The 23,828-nt window shown below is 71.3% G+C and carries 29 protein-coding genes and 1 riboswitch; of the genes, 14 read left to right on the forward strand and 15 right to left on the reverse strand.

Annotated elements, in window-relative coordinates; all coding sequences use genetic code 11:
- Positions 1-41: 41 nt before the first annotated feature.
- From EL266_RS05880 to rpmB, 7 genes are all read right to left on the reverse strand, one after another.
- Positions 42-557 carry a beta-class carbonic anhydrase gene (locus EL266_RS05880; protein ID WP_084500665.1) on the reverse strand — a complete coding sequence of 172 codons (516 nt, stop codon included), beginning with the start codon at positions 555-557 and terminating at the stop codon, positions 42-44.
- 23 nt (positions 558-580) lie between these two features.
- Complete coding sequence (gene purU, locus EL266_RS05885; RefSeq protein ID WP_026426830.1) at positions 581-1,432, reverse strand: formyltetrahydrofolate deformylase; 852 nt, start codon at positions 1,430-1,432, stop codon at positions 581-583.
- Between the two features lie 117 nt (positions 1,433-1,549).
- Positions 1,550-1,672, reverse strand: coding sequence for a type B 50S ribosomal protein L36 (gene ykgO, locus EL266_RS05890; RefSeq protein WP_017194831.1), 123 nt, complete (start codon positions 1,670-1,672; stop codon positions 1,550-1,552).
- A gap of 122 nt (positions 1,673-1,794) precedes the next feature.
- Positions 1,795-2,040, reverse strand: coding sequence for a type B 50S ribosomal protein L31 (locus EL266_RS05895; RefSeq protein WP_026426829.1), 246 nt, complete (start codon positions 2,038-2,040; stop codon positions 1,795-1,797).
- Positions 2,041-2,050: 10 nt separating this feature from the next.
- Complete coding sequence (gene rpsN / locus EL266_RS05900) at positions 2,051-2,356, reverse strand: 30S ribosomal protein S14 (protein WP_026426828.1); 306 nt, start codon at positions 2,354-2,356, stop codon at positions 2,051-2,053.
- Complete coding sequence (gene rpmG / locus EL266_RS05905) at positions 2,356-2,526, reverse strand: 50S ribosomal protein L33 (RefSeq protein ID WP_026426827.1); 171 nt, start codon at positions 2,524-2,526, stop codon at positions 2,356-2,358. Before rpmG ends, rpsN begins: the two co-directional genes overlap by 1 nt.
- Complete coding sequence (rpmB, locus tag EL266_RS05910; RefSeq protein WP_026426826.1) at positions 2,523-2,759, reverse strand: 50S ribosomal protein L28; 237 nt, start codon at positions 2,757-2,759, stop codon at positions 2,523-2,525. Before rpmB ends, rpmG begins: the two co-directional genes overlap by 4 nt.
- A 50-nt stretch (positions 2,760-2,809) precedes the next feature.
- Between rpmB and EL266_RS05915 the strand changes: the two genes are divergently transcribed.
- From EL266_RS05915 to EL266_RS05930, 4 genes are all read left to right on the forward strand, one after another.
- Positions 2,810-3,940 carry a CobW family GTP-binding protein gene (locus EL266_RS05915; protein WP_034514837.1) on the forward strand — a complete coding sequence of 377 codons (1,131 nt, stop codon included), beginning with the start codon at positions 2,810-2,812 and terminating at the stop codon, positions 3,938-3,940.
- 31 nt (positions 3,941-3,971) lie between these two features.
- Entirely contained in the window at positions 3,972-4,985 is a 1,014-nt protein-coding gene (locus EL266_RS05920; protein ID WP_034514836.1) for a VOC family protein, read from the forward strand.
- A 216-nt stretch (positions 4,986-5,201) separates the two neighbouring features.
- Positions 5,202-5,289: riboswitch (ZMP/ZTP riboswitch) on the forward strand.
- 49 nt (positions 5,290-5,338) lie between these two features.
- Positions 5,339-6,637, forward strand: coding sequence for a serine hydroxymethyltransferase (glyA, locus tag EL266_RS05925; protein WP_026426823.1), 1,299 nt, complete (start codon positions 5,339-5,341; stop codon positions 6,635-6,637).
- Positions 6,634-7,542 (forward strand): bifunctional methylenetetrahydrofolate dehydrogenase/methenyltetrahydrofolate cyclohydrolase, encoded by a 909-nt coding sequence (locus EL266_RS05930; protein ID WP_026426822.1) that lies wholly within the window; start codon positions 6,634-6,636, stop codon positions 7,540-7,542. The genes glyA and EL266_RS05930 overlap by 4 nt, the downstream gene beginning before the upstream one ends.
- Before the next feature lie 119 nt (positions 7,543-7,661).
- Here the strand turns inward: EL266_RS05930 and EL266_RS05935 are convergent, their stop codons facing one another.
- Together EL266_RS05935 and EL266_RS05940 are read right to left on the reverse strand one after the other, a co-directional pair.
- On the reverse strand, positions 7,662-7,973 hold the full coding sequence (locus tag EL266_RS05935) for a hypothetical protein (protein ID WP_051281093.1): 312 nt from the start codon (positions 7,971-7,973) through the stop codon (positions 7,662-7,664).
- Between the two features lie 9 nt (positions 7,974-7,982).
- On the reverse strand, positions 7,983-8,282 hold the full coding sequence (locus tag EL266_RS05940; protein ID WP_026426820.1) for an acylphosphatase: 300 nt from the start codon (positions 8,280-8,282) through the stop codon (positions 7,983-7,985).
- 69 nt (positions 8,283-8,351) lie between these two features.
- Between EL266_RS05940 and EL266_RS05945 the strand changes: the two genes are divergently transcribed.
- Positions 8,352-9,170 (forward strand): exodeoxyribonuclease III, encoded by an 819-nt coding sequence (locus EL266_RS05945; protein WP_026426819.1) that lies wholly within the window; start codon positions 8,352-8,354, stop codon positions 9,168-9,170.
- An 81-nt stretch (positions 9,171-9,251) separates the two neighbouring features.
- On the opposite strand, the gene EL266_RS05950 is transcribed toward EL266_RS05945, so the two are convergent.
- The 5 genes from EL266_RS05950 to EL266_RS05970 all read right to left on the reverse strand — a co-directional run bounded on the left by EL266_RS05950 (position 9,252) and on the right by EL266_RS05970 (position 14,947).
- Positions 9,252-10,646: an ABC transporter permease gene (locus tag EL266_RS05950; protein WP_026426818.1), complete on the reverse strand. Its 1,395-nt coding sequence runs from the start codon at positions 10,644-10,646 to the stop codon at positions 9,252-9,254.
- Entirely contained in the window at positions 10,639-11,475 is an 837-nt protein-coding gene (locus EL266_RS05955; protein WP_051281092.1) for an ABC transporter ATP-binding protein, read from the reverse strand. Before EL266_RS05955 ends, EL266_RS05950 begins: the two co-directional genes overlap by 8 nt.
- A complete protein-coding gene (locus EL266_RS05960) occupies positions 11,472-12,530 on the reverse strand; it encodes an efflux RND transporter periplasmic adaptor subunit (RefSeq protein ID WP_026426817.1) in 1,059 nt (352 codons plus the stop codon). The genes EL266_RS05955 and EL266_RS05960 overlap by 4 nt, the downstream gene beginning before the upstream one ends.
- 224 nt (positions 12,531-12,754) lie before the next feature.
- Positions 12,755-14,047, reverse strand: coding sequence for a galactokinase (gene galK / locus EL266_RS05965; protein ID WP_026426816.1), 1,293 nt, complete (start codon positions 14,045-14,047; stop codon positions 12,755-12,757).
- A 102-nt stretch (positions 14,048-14,149) separates the two neighbouring features.
- Positions 14,150-14,947 (reverse strand): DeoR/GlpR family DNA-binding transcription regulator, encoded by a 798-nt coding sequence (locus EL266_RS05970; RefSeq protein WP_026426815.1) that lies wholly within the window; start codon positions 14,945-14,947, stop codon positions 14,150-14,152.
- Between the two features lie 222 nt (positions 14,948-15,169).
- Between EL266_RS05970 and EL266_RS05975 the strand changes: the two genes are divergently transcribed.
- From EL266_RS05975 to EL266_RS05985, 3 genes are all read left to right on the forward strand, one after another.
- Positions 15,170-15,736 carry a 2'-5' RNA ligase family protein gene (locus tag EL266_RS05975; RefSeq protein ID WP_084500664.1) on the forward strand — a complete coding sequence of 189 codons (567 nt, stop codon included), beginning with the start codon at positions 15,170-15,172 and terminating at the stop codon, positions 15,734-15,736.
- A gap of 6 nt (positions 15,737-15,742) precedes the next feature.
- Positions 15,743-16,885 (forward strand): YihY/virulence factor BrkB family protein, encoded by a 1,143-nt coding sequence (locus tag EL266_RS05980; RefSeq protein ID WP_197719275.1) that lies wholly within the window; start codon positions 15,743-15,745, stop codon positions 16,883-16,885.
- Between the two features lie 62 nt (positions 16,886-16,947).
- On the forward strand, positions 16,948-18,180 hold the full coding sequence (locus EL266_RS05985) for a mannose-1-phosphate guanylyltransferase (protein WP_084500662.1): 1,233 nt from the start codon (positions 16,948-16,950) through the stop codon (positions 18,178-18,180).
- Positions 18,181-18,429: 249 nt separating this feature from the next.
- Here the strand turns inward: EL266_RS05985 and EL266_RS05990 are convergent, their stop codons facing one another.
- Complete coding sequence (locus EL266_RS05990) at positions 18,430-18,729, reverse strand: WXG100 family type VII secretion target (protein ID WP_026426813.1); 300 nt, start codon at positions 18,727-18,729, stop codon at positions 18,430-18,432.
- 245 nt (positions 18,730-18,974) lie between these two features.
- Between EL266_RS05990 and EL266_RS05995 the strand changes: the two genes are divergently transcribed.
- From EL266_RS05995 to EL266_RS06020, 6 genes are read left to right on the forward strand one after another with little or no spacing between them, the layout of a single operon-like run.
- Positions 18,975-19,685, forward strand: a complete 711-nt coding sequence (locus EL266_RS05995) for an SAF domain-containing protein (protein WP_026426812.1) — start codon at positions 18,975-18,977, stop codon at positions 19,683-19,685.
- Complete coding sequence (locus tag EL266_RS06000; protein ID WP_026426811.1) at positions 19,685-20,443, forward strand: P-loop NTPase family protein; 759 nt, start codon at positions 19,685-19,687, stop codon at positions 20,441-20,443. The genes EL266_RS05995 and EL266_RS06000 overlap by 1 nt, the downstream gene beginning before the upstream one ends.
- Entirely contained in the window at positions 20,440-21,756 is a 1,317-nt protein-coding gene (locus EL266_RS06005; RefSeq protein ID WP_026426810.1) for a CpaF family protein, read from the forward strand. The genes EL266_RS06000 and EL266_RS06005 overlap by 4 nt, the downstream gene beginning before the upstream one ends.
- Positions 21,753-22,631: a type II secretion system F family protein gene (locus EL266_RS06010; protein WP_026426809.1), complete on the forward strand. Its 879-nt coding sequence runs from the start codon at positions 21,753-21,755 to the stop codon at positions 22,629-22,631. Before EL266_RS06005 ends, EL266_RS06010 begins: the two co-directional genes overlap by 4 nt.
- Positions 22,628-23,551: a type II secretion system F family protein gene (locus EL266_RS06015; RefSeq protein ID WP_026426808.1), complete on the forward strand. Its 924-nt coding sequence runs from the start codon at positions 22,628-22,630 to the stop codon at positions 23,549-23,551. Before EL266_RS06010 ends, EL266_RS06015 begins: the two co-directional genes overlap by 4 nt.
- A gap of 48 nt (positions 23,552-23,599) precedes the next feature.
- Entirely contained in the window at positions 23,600-23,809 is a 210-nt protein-coding gene (locus EL266_RS06020) for a hypothetical protein (protein WP_026426807.1), read from the forward strand.
- The last annotated feature ends 19 nt before the right edge of the window (positions 23,810-23,828 follow it).

A 23,828-nucleotide genomic window follows, 5' to 3' on the forward strand; every position in this document is an offset into this window, starting at 1 on the left:
CTTGTCCCATCGCTGCTGCGCCCAACGCGCTGCGTGTGCGGTCAGGATACGGTGTCGAGGCTGCTGATGGCCCCGGTGGCGACGTCGTAGAGCAGTCCGTGGGCGCCGGCCCCGTCCGGGATGAACGGGTCCGCCGCCAGATCGGCCAGGACATCGCGCAGATGCTCCTCGGCGCTGCGCCCCGCGAAGCCGCCGGGCGACCAGGTGGGCCTGGCCCCCGTGCGCTGCTCGAGCAGCGCCAGGAAGGCCTCGTCCTCGATCCGCGACATCCCGCAGTCCGTGTGATGCATGACGATGATCTCGGTGACGCCCAGCGCGTGCTGCGAGATCGCCAGGGAACGGCGCGCGCCATCATCGAGGATCCCGCCGGCATTGCGGATCACATAGGCCTCACCGGCGCTGAGCCCGAGGATCCTCATGACGTCCATGCGGCGGTCCTGGCAGGCCAGGACCGCCAGGCGCGGCCCTGCCGGCCGCGCAATGCTCGGCTCGACGGTCGCTGCCCGCGACAGCGCCTCGCTCACGCCCGGCCCAAGAGGGGAGGAGTGGTTCACCATGGCTCTCCTGCGCTTGGGCCGACTCAGGCGAAGACCACCGTGCGGTGGCCGTTCATGAGCACCCGGTGCTCGGTGTGCCAGCGCACCGCCTGGGCCAGCACGCGCCGCTCGACATCCTGGCCCTTGGCCCGCAGCGCCGCCACGGAGTCCTCATGGGCCACGCGGGTGACGTCCTGCTCGATGATGGGGCCCTCATCGAGATCGGCCGTCACGTAGTGGGCGGTGGCACCGATGAGCTTGACCCCGCGCTCATGCGCCTGGGCGTAGGGGCGCGCCCCCTTGAAGGAGGGCAGGAAGGAGTGGTGGATGTTGATGACCCCGCCGTGCAGGCGCTCGCACAGGGCGGGGGAGAGGATCTGCATGTAGCGCGCCAGGACCACCAGCTCGACCCCCAGGGACTCCACCAGGGCCATCAGCTCGGCCTCGGCGGCCTCCTTGGTCTCGCGGGTCACGGGGATGCAGTGGAAGGGCGCGCCGTAGAACTCCGCCACGGCGCGCAGGTCCTCGTGGTTGCCGACCACCCCGGCCACATCGATGGGCAGGCCTTGGCTGCGGGCGCGGAAGAGCAGGTCGGTCAGGCAGTGCCCCTCCTTGGAGACCATGATGAGGGTGCGCATGGGGCGGCCCACCTCATCGAGGCTCCACTCCATGGCGTAGTCGCCGGCCAGGGCCTCCAGGTCCTTCTCCAGCTCCAGGCGCGGCACGGTGGTCTCGACCTGGACGCGCATGAAGAACAGCCCGGTGTCGCTGTCCCCGAACTGCTTGGACTCGGTGATGTTCCCGCCGCGGCGGGCCAGCGCCCCGGTGACGGCGTGGACGATGCCGGGCTTGTCGGGGCAGGACAGGGACAGGACCAGATGGGTTGAGTCGGACATGGGTGCAGGGTAGCGGCAGGGCTCGCCCCCGAGGAGCAGCCGTCCGCCAGGCAGCCGCCGGTCGGCCGCCCTCGCGACAGGCTGCGCTGAGGGCGGCCGCGGCTCCCGGGCCACGGGTCAGCCCTGGCGGGCCTTGAAGCGGGGGTTCTTCTTGTTGATGACGTAGGTGTGGCCCCTGCGGCGCACGACCTTGGAGCCGGGCTGCTTGGCAAGGGATCGGATGGATGCGCGAACCTTCATGGGTCTCCTGCTCTTGTGATGGTGGGTGGACTGCCCCGGGGACCGGTGCCAGGGGCAGCCGGGCCGCGGTGCCCCGGGGCGGCGGGCGCCCGGGCCCCGCGGGGGCGCCCGGGCGGGGCGGCCTACTCCAGGCCGTAGCGGCGGCGGAACTTCTCCACGCGTCCGGCCGTGTCCAGGATCCGTCCCTGGCCGGTCCAGAAGGGGTGGGAGGCACTGGAGACCTCCACGTCCACCACGGGGTAGACCCGCCCGTCCTCCCACTCGATGGTCTGGTCGGAGGTCAGGGTCGATCGGGTCAGGAAGGCGAAGCCGGCGGAGCGGTCGCGAAAGACGATGGGCGCGTAGGCGGGGTGGATGCCGGGTTTCATGACGCTGCCCTCACCACGAGGACTTCACGATGCCGGGCAGCTCGCCGCGAAGCGCCATCTCCCGGAAGCGGACCCGGGAGGTGCCGGTGAGGCGGATGTGCCCGCGGGGCCGGCCGTCCACGGCGTCGCGCCGGCGCAGCCGGGTGGGGGAGGCGTCGCGGGGCAGGGCGTGCAGGGCGGCCATGGCGGCACTGCGCTCGGCAAGGGGAAGGTGGGGGTTGACGCTGGCGGCCTTGAGCTCGGCGCGGCGCTGGGCGTAGCGGGCCACGATGGCCTGGCGGCGGGCTTGGGCGGCGATCTTGGATGTCTTGGCCATCAGCGGGACTCCTTGTACTCCACGTGCCGGCGCACCACCGGGTCGTACTTGCGCAGCACCAGGCGGTCGGGGGTGTTGCGGCGGTTCTTGCGGGTGACGTAGGTGTGCCCGGTGCCGGCGGTCGAGACCAGCTTGATGATGGGGCGCAGGTCCTTGGCACGGGTGCTCACAGCCTCTCCCCCCGGGCGAGCATGCGGGCCACGACGACGTCGATGCCCTGGCGGTCGATGATCTTCATCCCCTTGGTCGAGACGGTCAGGCGCACGGTGCGCCCCAGGGAGGGGACCCAGTAGCGCCTGCGCTGGAGGTTGGGGCTCCAGCGCCGCGAGCTGCGGCGATGCGAGTGGGAGACCGAGCGGCCGAAGACCGGTCGGGCCCCTGTGACTTGGCAGTAGGTGGTCATGGCATGCATTATTGAGAATGATTCTGGTTCCCGTCAACTGTGGAGGTCCCGTGCCCGACGTCGCCCATCGACTGTCCCTCATCAGCGCCCTGGACCCGGGGCTGCTCGGCCTGGTCGATCTGGCCCTGTCCGGCCAGGAGGCCATGGTCATGACCGCCACCCTGCATCCCGACCTGGCGGAGCGCGGCGTGGTGCGCCTGAGCTGCCAGCAGGCCCTGGGGCAGGACCCGGAGATCCTGGATGTGCCCATGCCCGGCCACTGCCAGACCTGCTCCCTGCGCGAGGTGCTCATCGCCGTGGCCCAGGACCGCGCCGAGCAGGAGCCCGAGGGCGCCACCGTGGTCCTCCTGCCGCCGGCCATCGAGCTGGTCCACCTCCTTCCCCGCCTGGCGGCCGAGCTCGCCGACCTGGCCCCCGGGGTGCGCCTGGCGGCGGTGGCCCACGTCCTGGATGCCGCCGTCGCGCATGACGAGCTCCTGGAGCACAGGCTGCTGGCCGACGCCGGACTGGCCTCCTATCCCGGCGACGAGCGCTGCACCGGGGAGATTCACATGGTCAACCTCGGCTACGCCGACGTCGTACTGTCCCTGGGGCATGACACCGCCGGGGTCGGGGCTGATCTCATCGAGCACCTGCGGCCCCATGAGACTCTCCTGCTCCCGGGCCTGAGCGCCCCGATCCTGGAGTGCCTCCTGTCCATCGACCATGATGCCCCCGAGGCGATCCGCCGGGTCCACCCCGCCACCACCCAGGCCTGGGGCGGCCCCGGTGATCACGGGGTGTGGACCCTGGACCTGAGCGCCTCCCTCCCCTTCCATCCCGGGCGCCTGCGCGAGCTCGTGGCCGACCTGGCCGGATCGGGGCTGTGCGCCCGGGGCTGCTTCTGGCTTCCCAGCAGGCCCGGGCGGGTATGCGCCTGGGAGGTGGCGGGCGGGGCGGTCAGCGTCGGGGATGCCGGGGCCTGGAAGGAGGTCCCCGCGGCCGGGCAGGCGCAGAGCGAGCCGCTGGTCGAGCCCCGCTGTCATCTCGTGGTCACCGGCGTGGGGGAGCCGCAGGTGCGCGACCAGGTGCGCGCGGCCTTCGAGCAGGTGCTGCTGCGCCCCGAGGAGATGCCCGGCGCCCTGGCCTGGATCGGCGTCGACGACGGCCTGGGGGATTGGTTCGGCCAGGCCGAGCAGTGAGGGCGCGCGGGCCGGCCTGTAGGTTGAGGCCATGAGCGAGCAGATCCAGCGCGTGGTCCCCGCCCTGTGGTTCGACCGCAGCGCGCCCCAGGCCGTGGAGTTCTACGTCCGGGCCTTCGCCGAGGCCCTGGCCGACGACGAGCAGGCCCGCGGGGGCACCGGCGTCCTGGCCACCTCCCACTACCCGGATCACGATCTGGGGCCCGGTCAGGAGGCGATGGCCGGGCAGGTCCTGGAGATCCGCTTCCGCCTGGCGGGGCTGGAGCTCAGCGCCATCAACGCCGGCCCGCAGAACCGGCCCAATCCCTCCATCTCCCTCATGGTCGTCATCGACCCCGACTACTGCCCCGACCCCGCGGCCCGCCTGGACTCCCTGTGGCAGTGCCTCATCGAGGGCGGGCGGGCCCTCATGCCGGTGGGGGCCTATCCCTTCTCCGAGCGCTTCGGCTGGGTGGAGGATCGCTACGGGGTGAGCTGGCAGCTGCTGGTGGGCTCGGTGGGCAGGGCGGCGACCGCCAGTGAGCTCGGCCCGGGTCAGGGCATCGCGCCGCCGGACGGGCGCGCGCCCCAGCGCGCGCACCGCGGCGTGGAGGTCATCCCCGCGCTCATGTTCCCCCACAGCCAGGGGCAGGCGGGGGTGGCCGCCCGCCAGTACGTCGAGCTCTTCGACCGGGCCTTCGGGGACTCGGGAATCGGTGAGATGTCCTTCTACCCCGCCCAGCCCGGGCAGGAGCCCGCCCTCCTGCAGGGCTTCATCCGCCTGGCCGGGCAGGAGCTGACCCTCATGGACTCCGGCGTGCTCCACCCCTTCACCTTCTCCATGGGGGTCTCCCTGACCATCCAGTGCGCCACCCAGGAGCAGGTCGATCTGCTGTGGGAGGGGCTCTCGGCGGTCCCCGAGGCCGAGGCCTGCGGCTGGCTCAAGGACCGATTCGGCATCTCCTGGACGATCACCCCGGAGAACATGACCGAGCTCATCGGCCGGCCCGGGGCCTGGCAGACCATGGCCGCCATGACCAAGCCCACGCTCTCGGACTTCCGCTGACCTCCGCTGACCTCCGCTGAGGGCCCCAGCGGGCGGAGCCGGGCTCGGGGCGCTCGCGGTTGGCCCAGGGCCCGGCTCCGCGGATCATCGGCTGATCCGGTGGCCGGCTCAGTAGTCCGACCCGGCGGGGGAGGCGTCGTCGGCCAGGCCGAGCACCACGCCTTCACGCCAGGCGGAGGCGCCCCACGGGCGCTGCGTCGCCTGGCGCGCTAGGCTTGTGCCCGTCGCGACTGGCGCCGGGTGGATCACCACCGGGGAGCGGCATGAACAGCAGACTCCGGGGTCGCCCGCCTGGGCCGCGGATCGCCCGCCCCCTGCGCGCACCGTGCGCGCCCCACCCACGGAGGACATATATGACCGCTGATGCCATGAACCAGCCCCTGGTCGAGCTCGACCCCGAGATCGCCGAGGTCCTCACCGGAGAGCTGGCCCGCCAGCGCGGGACCCTGGAGATGATCGCCTCGGAGAACTTCGTGCCCCGGGCCGTCCTGGAGTGCCAGGGCTCGGTGCTGACCAACAAGTACGCCGAGGGCTACCCCGGCCGCCGCTACTACGGAGGCTGCGAGGTGGTCGACGTCGCCGAGTCCCTGGCCATCGAGCGCGCCAAGGCCGTCTTCGGCGCCGAGTACGCCAATGTCCAGCCGCACTCCGGCGCCCAGGCCAACGCCGCGGTCCTGCACGCCCTGGCCACCCCCGGGGACACCATCCTGGGCCTGTCCCTGGCCCACGGCGGGCACCTGACGCACGGCATGAAGATCAACTTCTCCGGCAAGAACTACCGCGCCACCGCCTACGGGGTCGATGAGACCACCCACCGCATCGAGATGGAGCAGGTGCGCGAGGCCGCCCTGCGCGAGCGGCCCACGGTCATCATCGCCGGATGGTCGGCCTACCCGCGCCACATGGACTTCGAGGCCTTCCGCGCCATCGCCGATGAGGTCGGCGCCGCCCTGTGGGTGGACATGGCCCACTTCGCCGGGCTCGTGGCCGCGGGCCTGCACCCCAGTCCCGTGCCCCACGCCGATGTCGTGTCCACCACCGTCCACAAGACCCTGGGCGGGCCCCGCTCGGGCATGCTCCTGTCCAACCGGGCCGAGCAGTGGGGCAAGAAGCTCAACTCCGCGGTCTTCCCCGGGCAGCAGGGCGGCCCCCTCATGCATGTCATCGCCGCCAAGGCCGTGGCCATGAAGCTGGCGGGCACCCAGGAGTTCGCCGAGCGCCAGGCCCGCACCCTCCAGGGCGCCCGCCTCATCGCCGAGCGGCTCCTGGCCGAGGACGTGCGCGCCGCCGGCGTCAAGCTCGTCACCGGGGGCACCGATGTCCACCTGGTGCTGGTCGACCTGGTCGACTCGGCCCTGGACGGCCAGCAGGCCGAGGACCTCCTGCACGCCGCGGGGATCACCGTCAACCGCAACGCGGTGCCCTTCGACCCGCGCCCCCCGCGCGTGACCTCGGGCCTGCGCATCGGCACCCCGGCCCTGGCCACCCGCGGATTCGGCGCCGCGGAGTTCACCGAGGTCGCCGACATCATCGCCACCGCCCTCATCCACGGCGCCGCGGGCAGCGCCGACGAGGAGCTCCTGGCCGGTCTGCGCGGGCGCGTCGAGGCCCTGACCGGCGCCTTCCCCCTCTACGAGGGGCTGGCCCAGTGAGGGCGCCCTGGGCGGGCAGCGCACAGGTCCTGGACGGCACCGCCACGGCGGCCGCCATCAAGGCCGAGCTGGCCCAGCGGGTCAGGGCCCTGGGCGAGCGGGGCGTGAGACCCGGCCTGGGAACAATCCTGGTGGGCGAGGACCCTGGATCGGTGCGCTACGTGGCCGGCAAGCACACCGACTGCACCGAGGTGGGCATCACCTCCATCCGCGAGGACCTGCCCGCCAGCGCCACCCAGGCCGAGGTCGTCGCCGCCATCGACCGCCTCAACGCCGATCCGGCCTGCACCGGCTACATCGTCCAGCTGCCGCTGCCCGCCGGCGTGGACGCCAGCGCCGTCCTAGAGCGGATCGACCCGGACAAGGACGCCGACGGCCTGCACCCCACCAACCTGGGGCGGCTGGTCCTGCGCGGCTCGGGCCCGATCGACTCCCCGCTGCCCTGCACCCCGCGGGGCTGCATCGAGCTCATGACCCGTCACGGCATCGACCTGGCAGGCGCGAATGTCTGCGTGGTGGGCCGAGGGGTGACGGTGGGCCGCTCCATCGGCCTGCTCCTGGGGCGCAAGGAGGTCAACGCCACCGTGGACGTCTGCCACACCGGCACCGCCGACCTCGCCGGGCATGTCCGGCGCGCGGATATCGTCATCTCCGCGGCCGGCAGCCCCGGCATCATCACCGCGGAGATGGTGGCACCCGGCGCCGTCGTGCTGGATGTGGGAGTCTCGCGCGTGGTGGATCCCGACACCGGCAAGGCCCGGATCGCGGGGGATGTGGCCGACGGCGTCGATGAGGTGGCCTCCTGGCTCTCCCCGAACCCCGGCGGGGTGGGGCCCATGACCAGGGCCCTGCTCCTGGCCAATGTCGTCGAGGCCGCGGAGAGGGCCACCGGCATCCGCGCCTGAGCCCGCTCGCGCTGTGCCCGGGCGCAGTGCTCGGGGCGCTCACTCTGAGCCGCCCCGGGCCCTGGCCCGCCGGCGGCGAGAGCGCCCGCCCGCAGCCGGCCGAGCACCGGCTCAGTGGATCACAGCAGGCCGGCCTCGCGCTCCTCGGCGGCGCGGCGCTGGGCGCGCAGGGCGATGATGCCCTGGCCGGCCAGCACCGCCCCGGCCAGGCACAGGGGCATGGAGGCCAGCCACAGGAGGGTCGAGATCCGCGACAACGCCCCGAGCTGGGCCGCCGGGGGCAGGCAGGCCGCCACGATCATCAGGGCGATCCCCCACCACATGCGGCTCCAGGACCGCTGGGCCGTGCCCCCGGTGTCCCCGATGCCCTCGGTGTCACCGGTGCCGTCCACCGCTGCCGGCGCGTCCTGCCTCAGCCCCTCGCCGCTCACGTCCGGCCCTCAGTAGGTGATCTCGAAGCGGCGCCCCGACAGGCTCCCGGCGCGCATCTCGCTCACCCGCACTCCTCGAACCCGGGCCCAGTCGGGGCCGTGGTAGAGCCAGGCCACGAGGCGGGAGACGTCGTCGGCCGGGCCCTGGGCCATGACCTCGACATCGCCGTCGGGCAGGTTGCGGACCTCGCCGACCAGGCCCAGGCCCTGGGCGTGGTTGGCGCACTCGTAGCGGAATCCCACGCCCTGGACGCGGCCCGAGACAATGGCGTGGATCGTGCGGATGCGGGCAGGATCGCTCTGGCTCATGACCCCATGGTCCCAGGTCGCCGGCCCTGGCAACAGGCCCTGCCCGCCCCGCGCCCGTAGGCTGGGGGCATGCGTATCGCCACTGTCAATGTCAACGGCATCCGTGCCGCCGCCCGCAAGGGGATGGGGGAGTGGATCGCCTCCAGCGCCCCCGATGTCCTCCTCCTCCAGGAGGTCCGCGCCGATGAGGCCATCGCCGCGGGCCTTCTCCCCGGGTACACCGCCGTGACCTGGCCCTGCCGCATCAAGGGCCGCGCCGGGGTGAGCGTGGCCGTGCGCGAGGGCGGCCCGGCCTCCATCGGCGCCGTGCGCCAGGGCATCGCCGCCCCTGGGACCCCCGAGCCCGACGTCGACTCCGGGCGCTGGCTGGAGGTCGACCTGTCCCTGGCGGACGGGTCCTCGCTGACCGTCATCTCCGCCTACCTGCACTCCGGGCAGCTGGGCACCGAGAAGATGGACCAGAAGTACGCCCACCTGGACCTGGTCGACGCCCGCATGGCCGATCTCCTGACCGCCTCTCGCGACGGCGGCCAGCAGGTCATCATGGCCGGCGATCTCAACGTGGTGCGCTCGGAGAAGGACATCAAGAACTGGAAGCCCAACCACAACAAGATCGCCGGGGTCATGGATGAGGAGATCGCCCACCTGGAGTCCTGGTTCGCCTCGGGCTGGGTGGACGTCGCCCGCGAGCTGGCCGGCCCTGAGGCCCAGGGTCCCTACACGTGGTGGTCCCAGCGCGGCAAGGCCTTCGACAATGACGCGGGATGGCGCATCGACTACCAGGTGGCCACCCCGGGGCTGCGCCCCATGAGCGCGACCGTGGACCGGGCGGCCGACTACGCCTCGCGCTGGTCGGATCACGCCCCCCTGGTCGTCGAGTACGACTGACCGGCGGATCCACCTCCACGCCGAGACGGCTGCGCGCCGGGCAGGATGCCCGGCGCGCCGCCGTCTCGGCGTGGAGGAGGCTCAGTAGCGGATCGCGTCGATGGGGCGGATGCGCACCGCCACGATGGCCGGGACGATGCCGGCCAGGGATCCCACGCCGGCCGCCGAGATCAGGCCGATGAGGGCGGCCGTCATCGGGAAGGGCGGGCGCACAAGGGGCTCGGCCCCCAGGATGGCCACCAGTGGGACGTACCTCATCGCCACGATGGCCAGGGCGATGCCCACCAGGCCGGCGATGACCGTGGCGACCACGGACTCGAGCATGATGGAGAAGAAGATCCGCTGGCTCGTGGCGCCGAAGGATCGTCGCACGCCGATCTCATGGATGCGCTGGCGCACCGTGACCAGAGAGATGTTGACCAGGGACAGGGCCCCCAGGAGCATGACGAAGATGCCAGCAGCGGTGACCACCCTGATGAAGGTGTCGCCCTGGTTGCCGGCCCCGGCTCCCTGCAGGTTGGAGCGGACTTGGGCAGAGCCCGCGCCGAACTCGGCATCGAAGTCATTGCGCACCAGGGTGCGCATCTGCGGGTCGCCGCTCTTGCCGGCCCAGATCTCCAGGGTGGGATTGGGCAGGGGGTAGTCCTTGGGCAGGACCTGCTCCAGGGAGTCGCGCAGCACATAGGCCTTGAGAGGCTCGGCGCACTTGACGGTCTGGCCCTGCTCGTTCTGCTCGAAGCACATGCTCGACGACGGGTCGGGGGGCAGGACGCCCACGATGGTGAAGGTGGTGTGCACCGGGGCGTAGGCCTCAACGGTGACCGGGGCCTCGAGCTTCTCGATGCCCATGCGCTGGAGCACGCTCTGGCTGACGACCAGGGAGGGCGAGAGGTCATCGGAGTCATCCGGGCGGAACCAGCGTCCCTGCTCCACCTGGGTGCGGTGCAGCACCCGGTACTGGCTGGAGACCGCCGTGGAGGTGACCTTGGCCGGGCCCTCGGGGAAGGCCAGACGCAGGGGGACGTCGTAGAAGGTCGTGGAGTGCTTGATCTGGTAGCGCTTCACGAAGTCGTCCATGGCGGTGGAGATTCTCTCCCTCTGCCGGCTGGAGCTGACCGTGCTCGTCGCGTTCTGCGCTCCTGCCCCGCCCTGCGCGCCCGCGCCTCCCTGCGAGGCGGCGCTCGCCTGGCCGTCGGACTGACCGTCGGATTGGCCTGTGCCCTGGTCCGCCGACTCGTCCTGAGGGGCGTTCTCATCGGCCTTCTTGGGGGTCACCGTCAGGGAGATCGTGCCCGGCCGACCGCTGATCTGATCGTTGAGATCCTGAATGGTCTGGACCGCGACCTGCCCCAGGGCGATGACGAAGGTCATGGCGGCCACGGCCACGGCCACGCCGACCAGGGAGAGCAGCACGCGCAGCTTGCCGATGCGCACCTGCCCCCATGCCTCTGTGAGAGCTCCGAAGATCTCAGCCATCTCGTCTCTCCGTCCAGGGTTGTGCGGGTGCCGCCGTGGGCGCGATCGCCGTGGGCGCGGTCTGTGCGGGCGCGGCCGCCGGTGGCGCCATGCCGGGGATGACCTCCTGGAACTCCTCCAGGGATCCCATCTTGTGCGAGGAGACCTCGATGCGGGTGAGAACCCCGTGATCGAGGCGGTACTGGGTCGAGGCCCTCGCGGCCACCGCCAGGTCGTGGGTGATCATGATGAGGGCGGAGCCTGACTCGGAGCACTGGCGCTCCAGGAGCTCCATGACGGCGTTGCCGGTGTCCACATCCAGGGCCCCGGTGGGCTCGTCGGCCAGGATGACCCGGGGACGGCGAGCCAGGGCCCGGGCGATGGCCACGCGCTGCTGCTCACCGCCGGACATCCGATCCACGCGAGCGCCGATCTTGGCCTCCAGGCCCACCGCGGTCAGCAACTCCTCCGCCCGCTTGGTGCGGGTCCAGAAGGCGGTGCCATGCGAGTAGAGCAGGGGGGCAGCCACATTCTCCGTGGTGTTGAGGCCCGGGATGAGGTTGAAGGACTGGAAGACGAATCCGAAGGTCCGCCCCCGCAGCTTGGCGCGGCGGGTCTCACCCATGCGGGAGGTGTCCTGGTCATCCAGGACGTAGTAGCCCGAGGTCGGCTTGTCCAGCAGGCCCAGGATATTGAGCAGCGTGGACTTCCCCGTTCCCGAGCGCCCCACGATGGCCACATGCTCACCGGGCTCGACTCTCAGGTCGATGCCCTTGAGGATCTCCAGGGTCTCGCCGTCGGGCATGGCGAAGGTGCGCGTCACCCCGCGGATGTCCACCAGCGCGGTCACGAGATCTCCTTGCCGTTCTCGTCATAGCACGCCGACTGGTCCCTCTCGCAGGTGTTGGGGGTGCCGGTGCGCTGGATGTCCTTGCCCGGGACGAACTGCAGGATGGTGGCGCCCTCCTTGAGGCCCTCAGTGATCTGCACGTTCTTGCCGTCGTTGATCCCCAGGGACACCTCGGTCTTGACCGCCGAGCTCGGCTTCTTGGGGTCGGACAGGACCCAGACGCTCCCGGTGGAGTAGTTCCCCTCAATGGCGGTCACCGGAACCACGATCGCATCAGAGGCTGATCCGGCGTCAATGGTGATCTTGGCCTTCAGGCCGGGGAAGACCTGCTGATCGCCGGGCACTGAGCAGCGCACCTCCACACTCGTGCCGTCGCCGGTGGTGGTGGTCGTGTCCCCCGTGGTGGGGTCGGTCTTGGAGGTCTGGTCGTCCTTGGTGCCGATCTTCAGGTTGGTGCAGGAGAAGGGCGCGGGCCCGGAGTCGACCGACACCGAGGCCTCCGTCGGGGGGTTGGTCAGCCGGTACTGCTGGGCCGCGGTCACCTTTCCCTTGGCCGAGTAGCTGCCGGCGGCCACCGTGGCCACCACGGTGCCGACCGTCGCCTCCTGATCCTTGATCACCTTGTAGGTGATCGTTCCGCCGACGGGGGCGTAGACATCCTCCCAGGTGACCTTGGGCTCGCGCTGCTCGGTGGTGGTATTGCCCTCCTCATCGGTGGAGGTCACCGGCTCCTGCGCCTCGGTCTTCTTCAGCGTGAGGATCGGCTCGCCGGCGGCCACCTGCGCCCCGTCCTCGTAGACGAGGCGGGCCACGGTCCCCGCCATGGTCGCCTTGGCCTCCTTCGGAGCGTCCTCGACGATCTGCCCCTCGACGGTCAGCGAGTTGGAGATGTCCGCCTTGGCCACGGTGATGGTGGGGGCGTTGATCGCGAACTGGGGCTCCGGTGCGCTCTGGTCCTGGGCGCCGGATGAGGGGAAGAAGGCGATCTTGGTCAGGGCCACGGCGACGATCAGGGCGATGAGCACCTTGATCGAAGGCATGATGTAGCGTTTCACAGCGTTCCTTCACTCGATGTCTGGGCAGAATTCATGTGCGTCTGATCGCAGCCTAAAGCCGCCCCTGGCCTGCGGGAATCATGCTTGAGGATGAACATGCGCCCCACGCACCCCGCCCTGTGGACCACGGTGCGGGGCCACAGGGCGGAGGTGGAGGACGTGAGGGAGAACTCAGATCTGAGCGAGGTCCCGGCCCAGCGCTCATCGCCGGCCAGGGCCTGCCCTCAGTGGACGCGGCCGGCCGGGGCGCTGGGCACGGCGTCGAGGAAGGCCGGCGGGTTGAAGCCCTGGCTCTCATAGGCGGCGGCAACGGCCCGGGCGATCTCCTGGACGGCGCCGGCGTCCACCAGGGCGATGGCCGAGCCCCCGAACCCGCCCCCGGTCATGCGGGCCCCGTGCGCCCCCGCGGCCCGGGCCGCCTCCACCGCCGTGTCCAGCTCGGGGCAGGTGCACTCGTAGTCCACGCGCAGCGACTCATGCGAGGCATCCATGAGGGCGCCCACGGCGGCCAGCTTCTCCCCGGCCAGAGGGCGGCCGTCCTGCAGAAGCGCCACCAGCTCCTTGGTGCGGGCGATCTCGGTGACCACGTGCCGGGTGCGGCGCACGAGGATGTCGGCGTCCTCCTGGCTGCCCTGCTCACTGGCCTCCAGGCGCTCCAGCGCCGCGGGCAGATCCTGTGCGGACAGATCCGCCAGCAGCTCGATCCCCAGGATGCGGGCCGAGCGCTCGCAGGCGGCGCGACGCGCCCCGTACTGGCCATCGACCAGGGAGTGCTTGGCCTTGGTGTCGATGACCAGCAGAGCCAGCCCCTCAGCGGCCAGATCGAAGGGCACATGGGTCACCGAGCCGTCCCTGCAGTCCAGCTCCAGGGCATGGCCCTCCCGGCAGCGAAGCGAGGCGGACTGGTCCATGCCGCCTGTGGGGGCGCCGGCCATCTCGTTCTCGGTGCGCACGCACACCGCGACCAGCCGGGCCCGTCCGGCGTCGTCGGGCTGCTCGGCGCTGCCGGCCAGGCCCAGCCCGGCCACCTCATCGATGGCGACGGCGGCCGAGCACTCCAGCGCGGCCGAGGAGGACAGGCCCCCGCCCAGGGGCACGCAGGAGACCAGGGCCGCGTCGAATCCGGGCAGATCCGAGACGCCCTCCTGCTCCAGCGCCCAGGCCACCCCCGCGATGTAGGAGGCCCAGTGGCGCACCTCGCCCGGGCTGCCCTTGGGGCCGATCTCATCGAGGTCCAGGACATCGACCTGCTCCCGCGTCTGGGTCGAGACCAGGCGGACGGTGCGGTCATCGCGGCGGCGCAGCGCCAGGTAGGCCCGGTGCGGCAGGGCGATGGGCAGGGCCAGGCCGCCGTTGTAGTCCGTGTGCTCCCCGATGACGTTGACGCGCCCCGGGGCGCTCCACACGCCGTCGGGCTCAGCCTCGAAGACCTCGCGGAACAGCTCGGTGGCTGCCCGAGCCCCCTCATCCGGCTCCATGGCGGGGGAGAAGACGGGGGAGGACGACGATGTGCTCATGATGATCTCCTGATTCACGATGTGATCGGATGGGTGGAGGACGGTGACGATGCGGTGAGGACGCGGTGGGGATGTGATGGGGGCGCGGTGCCGGGCCCGGTCTCAGGTGGCGATGACCAGGCGCGCCCCGGCCTCGTCGAGGGCCTGGACGGTGGCCGGATCGGGCTGGGACTCGGTGATGAGGACCCCGATGTCCCGGGTGTGGCAGAAGGAGCGCAGGCCCAGGACCCCCCATTTTGAGGAGTCGAGCACGGCCACCACGCTGCGCCCCGTGGCCGCCAGCGCCTGATTGGTGGAGGCCTCCATGAGATTGGGCGTCATGAGGCCGGCCTCCGGGGTGAAGCCGTGGGCTCCCAGGAAGACCCACTCAACGCGAATGGTGCGCAGGGCATCGACCGCCACCAGGCCCACCAGGGCGCTCGACGGCGTTCGCTCGCCCCCCGTCAGCACGATCGAGGGGGCGTCGCGGCCCTCGGCGCGCGAGGCATCAGCCGCGTCGAAGAGCAGCTGCGCGGCCGGCAGGGAGTTGGTGATCACCGTCAGGGTCCCGAAGTGCTCCACCTCGGTCAGCGCCCGGGCCAGGGCCAGCGCCGTGGTGCCCCCCGAGATGGCCAGGGAGTCCCCGGGGCGCACCAGCGCCGCCCCCGCGGCGCCGATGCGCCGCTTGGCGTCGGGGTGGAGGGTGGACTTGGTCTGGAAGCGGGGCTCAGCACTGGTGGGGCTGGAGGGGACCGCCCCTCCGTGGACGCGCTCAACCAGCCCCTGGCTCACCAGCTCGGTGATGTCCCGGCGCACCGTCATCTCTGAGATGCCCAGCTCCTCGACGACGTCGGCCACGCGGACTCCGCCTGTGGCCGCGACGCGCTCCAGAATGTGCTCCTGGCGCTGACGGGCGAGCATCGGCGCCGGCCGGGCGCCACCGGAGGCAGCAGCATGGTGCATGGCCCCATCCTGCCAGACCCGCCCCGCGGCCATGCCCGTCCAAGCCCGTCTTGGTGCGTCAAGGTCGGCATGCGGCCTCAGGAGGGGCCCGGCTGGGAACTTGGTCCTGAATCGCGGTAGTGTCACCATGGTCCCGTTCCCCGTCATCGCGCTCCCTGCACAGGAAAGGAGATCAGGAGTATGCACCTGCCTGCGCCTGACGCTCACCAGTGCATCATCGGCGTGGCCATCGCCCTGCCCGATCGCGATGCCGCCAAGGTCCGCGCCGTGCGGGCCGCGGCCGGAGACCCCCTGGCCCAGGTGGTGCCGCCCCACATCACGCTGCTTCCCCCCACCGCTGTCGACGTCGACCGCCTGGGGGACATCACCGAGCACCTGGCCCGGGTGGCCGCGCGCACGGCGCCCTTCACCGTCCACCTCCAGGATGTGGGCACCTTCAGGCCCATCAGCCCGGTGGTCTTCCTCTCCCTGAGCCAGGGAGTCGCCGAGTGCGACTGCCTCCAGGGCTCCGTGCGCGACCAGGACGGCCCTCTGGCCAGGCCCCTGAGCTTCCCCTTCCACCCGCATGTCACCCTGGCCCATGAGGTCGACGACGCCGGGCTCGACAATGCCGCCGGCGCCGGCGCCGAGCTGGATATCGCCTTCACCGCATCCAGCCTTCACCTCTACCGCTTCAGCGCCGAGGGGACCTGGGAGATCATCTCCACCTCCTCCTTCACCGCCGCGCCCCTTCCGGTGGCGGGCTGACACGCCATGGCGGCCCTGCTGCGGCGCGCCAAGGGGCTGTGGGGGCGCTCGCGGATCGGACGGACCCTCAGCCGCTACAGCACGGGGCGCGGAGCCCTCATGGCCGGCGGCATCGCCTACACCGGGCTGTCCTCGATCTTCGCGGCGCTGGCCATCGGGGTGACCGTCATCATGGCAGCGCTCGGAGACCGCCCGGCGCTGCGACAGGCGGTGATCACCCAGATCGATGCCGCACTTCCCGGCGTCCTGGACACCGGGGACGGTGGGATGGTCACCATCGACCAGCTCATCCTGGACTCGCCGCTGACCCTGGGCTCGGTGATCGCCGGGGCGGTCCTGGTCTACTCGGCGATGAGCCTCATGGGCGCGATCAAGACGGCGCTGCGAGCCATGTTCGGCATGGTCAACCTGCCGCCCAGCGCCGTGGTGGGGCAGGCGGTCAACCTCGTGGGATTCGTGGTGATCCTGCTGGGCGTGCTCATCACGGCGATGGCGACCCTGGTGACCACGGTGGTGGCGGGGGAGGTCGGTGCCGCGCTGGGGGTGCCGGTGGAGCTGACGGGCAGGGGCGCATGGGTGGCCGGGCTGATCGTGTCCTTCCTCATCGACGCGGCGGTTCTGGGGCTCATCATCACGGTCTGCGGCATCCGCCCACCATTTCGCGACCTGGCGGCCGGATGCGCGCTGGGGGCGGTGGCCTTCGGCGCGCTGCGCCAGGCGGGGGCCGGAGCGGTGGGCTCGGCGGTGGACAATCCCCTGCTGGCCTCGGCCGCCACGCTGGTGGTGCTGGTGGTCTGGCTGCACCTGGCCAGCCGGGTCCTGCTGCTCGTGGCCGCCTGGACGGCCAACCCGCCCATGCCGCGCCCGGTGGTGCATCCTGCCGAGGTCCACGGCCGGGAGCGGCCCAACTACGTGACCCTCACGGTTCCCGCCACTCTGGCCTGGCCGCGCCAGTCGATCACGGGCTCGCTGGAGGCCGACCCCACTGAGCATCCCGACTACGTGGCCCCCGTGCCCCTGAAGGCGGCCCCTGAGGAGCCCTCCCCGCCGGCCCCGAGTCGGCCCGGCTGGCTCCGCCTGCCCGATCCTCCCCGCTGGCTGGCCCGCCTCCTGCGCCGCCCACCCTCCGGCCAGGCCGACTCGCCCTGAGGCGCACGGATCGCTCCCGCCGATTCCGTGAAAGGGAGGGGCGGTGCCGTTAGTCTGCACCGATGAGCGAGCACAGTGGATATAGCGAGCAGAACGAGCACAGCGAGCACAGTGAGCACAGCGAGCACCTGTCGGAGCCCCGGAGGGGGCAGCCGATTCACGCGATCATCCCGGCGGGGGGCGCGGGCACTCGGCTGTGGCCGCTGAGCCGCCGTCAGCGCCCCAAGTTCCTCCTGGACCTCACCGGCACGGGCCGCTCCCTCCTCCAGGGCACGGTCGAGCGCCTGGCCCCGGTGGCGGCGAGCACGACCGTGGTCACCGGGGTGGCGCATGTGGCCGCCGTGGCCGATCAGCTGCCGGGGATCCCGCGCGAGAACCTGCTGGCCGAGCCGCTGCCCCGCGACTCCATGGCCGCGATCGGCCTGGCTGCCGCGGTCATCGCCCGGCGCCACGGGGCCCAGTCCGTCGTCGGGTCCTTCGCCGCCGACCAGACCATCGCCGAGGAGGACGCCTTCGTCGATGCCGTGCGCCAGGCCGCCGCTCTGGCCGAGGAGGGGTGGGTGGTCACCATCGGCATCGAGGCCACGGGCCCGTCAACGGCCTTCGGCTACATTCACTGCGGGGACCATATCGGGGCGGCCGGGGCCCCTGCGGGGCGCCGGGTGCTGGGCTTCACCGAGAAGCCCGACCTTCAGACCGCTCAGACCTACCTGGACAGCGGGGACTACCGCTGGAACGCCGGCATGTTCGTGGCTCGCGCAGGGGTCCTGCTCGACCACCTGGCCCGCCTGCGCCCCCAGCTGGCTCAGGGCCTGGCGGCCATTGCCGAGGCCTGGGACACCCCGCAGCGCGAGGAGGTCATGGCGCGGGTGTGGCCGGGGCTGGAGAGCATCGCCATCGATCATGCCATCGCCGAGCCCGTGGCCGCCGCGGGAGGGGTGGCCACGATCCCAGTCGCCATGGGGTGGGATGATGTCGGCGGATTCGATGCCCTGGCCGGGCTCATCGCCGCGCAGCAGGAGGGGGCCGCGGCCGGGGTGAGGATCCTTCAGGCCCAGGGATCCCCGGTCGGTCTGGGGCCGGCCGGCGGGGCCGGGGGCGCGATTGAGGCGGTGGACTCCCCCGGGGCCCTCGTGGCCACCACCACCGGTCGGACGGTGGCGCTGGTGGGAGTGCCCGACGTCGTCGTCGTCGATACGCCCGACGCCCTGCTGGTGACGGTCCCGGCGCGCGCTCAGGGCGTCAAGACCGTTGTGGACAGGCTCGCGGCCCAGGGCAGCGATGCTCTGCTGTGAGCCTGCGCAGCGGTGGACGGCATTACGCATTAGCCAAATATTCTGAGAGAATCCCGAATGTCATCTGGCGATTCTCAAGGTCATTGAACCATCAATACTTCTCGTTTTTTCTTATGGTGAAACGGGAGGCTGCGTGGTTCTCAATATCGCTGCACTGAGAACCGCATGCAGCAGCGCCGGCCGCACGGTGGGAACACCGCGCAGCCGGCACTGCGATGATGCTCGAGGGTGATGCTCGAGGCGCGCCGCTCAGGCGACCGCTGAGACGGGCGTGAGCTGACGCGCGTCAGTCACGCCGTTCGCGGCGGCGTTGTTGTTGTGGTTGTTGGCCACGTCGGTGGCGCCATCGGCTAGAGCCTGCTCGAAGGCGACCAGCTTGGGCTTGAACTCATCCCAGGCGGCGCGGAAGGCCGTGGCGTTGGGGCTCTCCCAGACGGCGCCGGACAGGGAGCTGTCCGTGGAGGTCTGGATGTCGTGGCATGACTGAACATTCTTGGAGAGGGTGTCGTACAGCGTGGCCAGAGTGTCAAGGTCTGCCTGCAAAGACATATTGGGTCTCCTTCAAGGGCTGCGGTTCTTTCAGCGAGTCCCGGCGACGGTCGACGCCGGAAGACAGCGGGCAGTGTGAACTGCGTCCTGCTGCTGGAGCACACCCTTACATGACTCGCATCATCGCGCAAGGAGAGATGTACCCACAGGATCGTACTGATTGTCATGCCACATCTCTACACGCCACGGTCACGATTGAGATACGGTGTTCGCGCCTTATCCCCCGGAGCGAGAGGTTCACTTCCATGTCCCAGCCCCAGGACGGGCGCGCCCAGCGCCGTCGTGAGCGCGATGAGCGAGGCATGCGCTCCACCCGCGCCGCCAAGCAGGACGGCTCGGCGCGCCTGCCCTCGGCGCCCCGTGAGCGCAGGCCCCTGCTGGCGGTTCTCGCCGTGCTGCTCATCGTCGGCGGAGCCGTGCTCTCCGCGCTCCTGGCGACCAGGCTCGACCAGCGCGTCCAGATGCTGGTGGCGGCCAACACCATCGAGGCGGGGACCGTCATCACCAAGGAGGACCTCAGCGCCGCCCCTGTCTCGGCGGATCTGGGCACGCTGATCCCCGCCAGCCAGGCGGACCAGGTCGTGGGCAGAACCGCGCGGGTTCAGGTCGCCCAGGGCCAGCTGCTGGACACCTCCCAGCTGACGGGCAGCTCGATCCCGGCCGAGGGCAAGCAGGTCGTGGGCATGTCGCTGGAGGCGGGGCGCTTCCCCTCCCAGGGCTTCCGCCCGGGGGACAAGGTCGACGTCGTGGACATCAACGGCCAGTCGGTCTCCATCGCCGGAGCGCAGATCATCAGCGCGACGCCGACCTCCGGGACCGAGGGGGACTGGTCCTCGGGCGCCCTGGTCTCGGTGGCGGTTGAGCAGAAGGACGCGGCCGCTCTTGCCGCGGCCTCCGCGGGCGGCACCGTCGCCCTGGTCCTCGTGGCCTCCGAGCAGCCGATCCAGGAGAACTGATGCTGGTGTCACTGGCCTCCGCCAAGGGGGCGCCGGGGGTGACCACCTCGGCACATCTCCTGGCCGCGCTCTGGCCCCGCCCGGTCATCATGGCCGAGCTGGACCCCGCCGGCTCGGACCTGCTCTACCGCTCCCGCACCGCCCAGGGCCTGCCCCTGGATGCCGACCGGGGGGTGGTCTCCCTGGCCGCGGCGGTGCGCCGCGAGCCCAAGGCCCCGGTTGCCGAGCACCTGACAACCATCGACGGCGGCCTGGAGGTGCTCCTGGGCCTGTCCCGCCCCGATCAGGCCGCGGCCATCGGCGCGGGCTGGGCCGCCCTGGCGGCCTGCCTGCGCAGTCACGGCGATGTGGTGGCCGATGTGGGCCGGATCGCGCCGGGCGCGCCGAGCCTGGGAGTGGCGCTGGCCTCGGATCTGACGATCCTGGTGACCCGACCGGGGGTGGAGAACTACGGCCACCTGCGCGAGCGCCTGTCCTGGATCATCAACGACACCGCCCACCGCTCCGAGCAGGTGCGGCTGGGCGTCATCCTGATCGCCCCGTGGAAGAGCCGCCATGAGGGCGCCGACCTCTCCCGACTGCTGCAGGCCAGCGGCTTCAACGTCCCCGTGCTGGGCGTGCTGGCCCACGACCCCGCCGCGGCCGACGCCCTGGCCGGGCGCCGTCCGCGCCCACTGGGGCGCACCATGCTGGTCAGATCGGGCAGGACACTGACCGCGAATCTGGCCGGAGGGGCCAGGAGCGGAGGATCGCGATGAGCATCGATCAGAACCTGGTGCGCGAGATGCGCGAGGAGGTCGCCGACCTCCTGGCCCAGCAGCGCCGCGACGATGCCTCCTCCGGCATCCCGCCCATGACCCCTGAGGATGAGCGCCAGTTCGCCCGCGCACTCATCGGCCGGGTCCTGGAGCAGCACGCCCGATCGGCGATCGCCGCGGGCCTCAGCCCGCTGACCGCCCAGGACGAGGAGGAGGTCTCCCAGGGCATCCATGCCGCGCTGTTCGGCGTGGGCAGGCTCCAGCCGCTGCTGGAGGATCCCGATGTCGAGAACGTCGACATCAACGGCTATGACAACGTCTTCATCCAGTACGCCGATGGGCGCGAGGAGCGCGGTGCCCCGGTGGCCGAGTCCGATGACGAGCTGGTCGAGCTGGTCCAGGTCCTGGGGTCCTACTCGGGCCTGGCCTCCAGGCCCTTCGACTCGGCCAATCCGCAGCTGGACCTGCGCCTGCCCGATGGCTCGCGACTCTCGGCGGTCATGGACGTGTGCTCCCGCCCGGCGGTCTCGGTGCGCCGGGCGCGACTGGACCGCGTGGGCCTGGACGAGCTGGTGGGCCTGGGCACGCTGAGCCCGCGCCTGGCGGCCTTCTGCTCCGCGGCGGTGCGGGCGCGCAAGAACATCATGATCGCCGGGGCCACCAACGCCGGCAAGACGACCTTCCTGCGGGCCCTGGCCAATGAGATCCCTCCGGGAGAGCGGCTCATCACCGTGGAGCGGGCCCTGGAGCTGGGCCTGGGGGAGTTCGCCGATCTCCACCCCAATGTGGTGGCCTTCGAGGAGCGGCTGCCCAACTCCGAGGGCGCGGGCGCCATCTCCATGGCGGATCTCGTGCGCCGCTCGCTGCGCATGAACCCCTCGCGGGTCATCGTCGGAGAGGTGCTGGGAGACGAGATCGTCACCATGCTCAACGCCATGAGCCAGGGCAATGACGGATCACTGTCCACCATCCACGCCAATTCCTCCTCCGAGGTCTTCAACAGGATCGCCACCTACGCGATCCAGTCGGCAGAGCACCTGCCCCAGGACGCAACCAACCTGCTCATCGCCGGCGCCGTGGACTTCGTCATCTTCCTGACCCGGGAGAACCGGTTCGGCCAGGGCGGGACCATGCGGCGCTTCGTGGCCTCGGTCCGTGAGGTCAACGGTGTGGACGGACGGGTGCTGTCCTCGGAGATCTTCGCCGACGACGGCACCGGCATGGCCCAGCCGGCCGCCCCGATCGCCTGCGCCGCCGAGCTCATGGAGGTCGGCTACGACCCGGCCGCCGCCTACGGGGGGCAGATGCGATGAACGAGACGACGGCGACTCTGGCCATCCTGGCCGGTGCGATGGTCGGCGGAGGGATCTTCCTCCTGGTCGGCTTCTTCATGGGCGTCGGTCTCCTGCCCGAGTCCGAGTCCGGGGAGGCCTCTGACCTGCTCAAGCGCCTGTCGCGGCGCACGATCGTCGCCGCACTGGTGGGGGTGGCCCTGCTGGTGGCGACCCGCTGGATCGTCCTGGCGGTGGCCGGCGCGGTGCTGGTCATGGTCTGGCCCATGCTCTTCGGCGGGGCCCGGCAGGAGAAGCTGGCCGCCGCGCGGATCGAGGCGCTGGCGACCTGGACGGAGTCCCTGCGGGACACGATCGCCGGCGCGGTCGGCCTGGAGCAGGCGATTCCCGCCACGGTGTACGCCGCCGCCCCGGTGATCAGGGATGATCTGGCCCTCCTGGCCGATCGCATGCGGGTGCGCGTCCCCCTGCCGACGGCGCTGCGGCAGTTCGCGGATGATCTCAACGACCCCACCGCGGATCTCGTGGTCTCCGCCCTCATCATCAATGCCCGCCTGCGCGGCCCGGGCCTGCGCCAGCTGCTGGGCTCCCTGGCGGACGCGGCGCGCTCGGAGCTGGACATGCGTCAGCGCGTCTCCGCCTCCCGGGCCGGGACGAGGCGCTCGGCGCAGATCGTCGTCCTGTTCTCCATCGCTGTCATGCTGGGCCTGGCACTGTTCAACCGCAGCTTCGTCCAGCCCTATGAGTCGGTTCAGGGACAGATGGTGCTGCTGGTGGTGGTGAGCCTGTTCGCTGTGGGCATGCTGTGGATGCGCCGCCTGGCCGGGGTCAAGCTCCCCCGCCGATTCCTCATGACCACAGCCGGGGAGATCGATGAGGCAGGTGGGACGCCATGATCAACCTCATCCTCATCGGGGGCGCTGTCAGCGGCGCGGGCGTGGTCATGCTCATCCTGCTGCTCGTGCCCCCGGCCGTTCAGCCCGCGGCGGCGCTGGCCGAGCTGGACACGCGGCGCGATGAGCGCCGCCTGCGCCAGGACGTGCGCCGCCTCAGCCCGCGTGAGGCGGCCCTTCCGGAGTGGATGGACATCCTGGGACTGCGGGGGGCCGCCCTGCTGCGGCGCTCGGGGATCGAGATCTCCTCGATCACCGCTGATCTCTCGGTGATGGGGCGCTCCCTGGAGCGCCATCTGGCGGTCTCCATCCTGGCGGGGGCGGGCGCCTTCGCCATTCCCGTGGTGGGGGTCGCCCTGCTGCAGATCATCGGCGCGCGCTTCGAGTGGAGTGTCCCGGTGCTGGTCAGCCTGCTGCTGGGCGTGGCCGCGGCGCTGCTGCCCACCCTGCGGCTGCGCAGTCAGGCCGCGGCGGCGCGCCGTGACTTCCGCCATGTGGTCGGCTCCTTCCTGGACCTGGTCTCCATGTCGCTGTCGGCGGGGCGGGGCGTGCCCGAGGCACTGGACTCCGCCTCCAGGCTCTGCAACGATCCGGCCATGGTGCGGATCCGGGACGCGCTTGACATCGCCCGCCTGCGGGGGGAGACCCCGTGGGCGGCACTGGGGCAGCTCGGCACGCAGCTTCGCATCGACGAGCTGCGGGACCTGTCCGCCGCCCTGGCGCTGGTGGCGGAGGACGGCGCCAAGATCCGCGAGTCGCTGGGCGCCCGAGCCACCAGCATGCGGCGCAAGGACCTGGCCGAGGCCGAGGGCAAGGCCGGGGAGAACTCCGAGTCGATGCTCGTGGCGCAGCTCGTCATCGCGATGGGCTTCATCATCTTTCTGGTCTACCCGGCACTGGCCGGGATTATGGGCAATATGTAGTTGCCCTCACAGTTGTACGCCTATCCACAACAGGAAGAGAAACGGATCATGATCAAGCTTCTATGCACTCTGCAGATCCTCGCCGGAAACGTGTGTGAGCGGGTGACGGCGCGCCTGGGAGGGGAGCGCGGTGCCTCCACGGTCGAGTGGGTCATCATCACCGGCTTCCTCATCGTGGTGGCCGCCGTCGTCGGCCGCGCCGTGATCCGCCTGGTCACCGACGCCTCGAGCAACCTTCAGATCCCGCGTCCGACCTGAGCGGCTCATCGGCAGAACC

The sequence above is a fragment of the Actinomyces slackii genome (assembly GCF_900637295.1).
Lineage (GTDB): Bacteria > Actinomycetota > Actinomycetes > Actinomycetales > Actinomycetaceae > Actinomyces > Actinomyces slackii.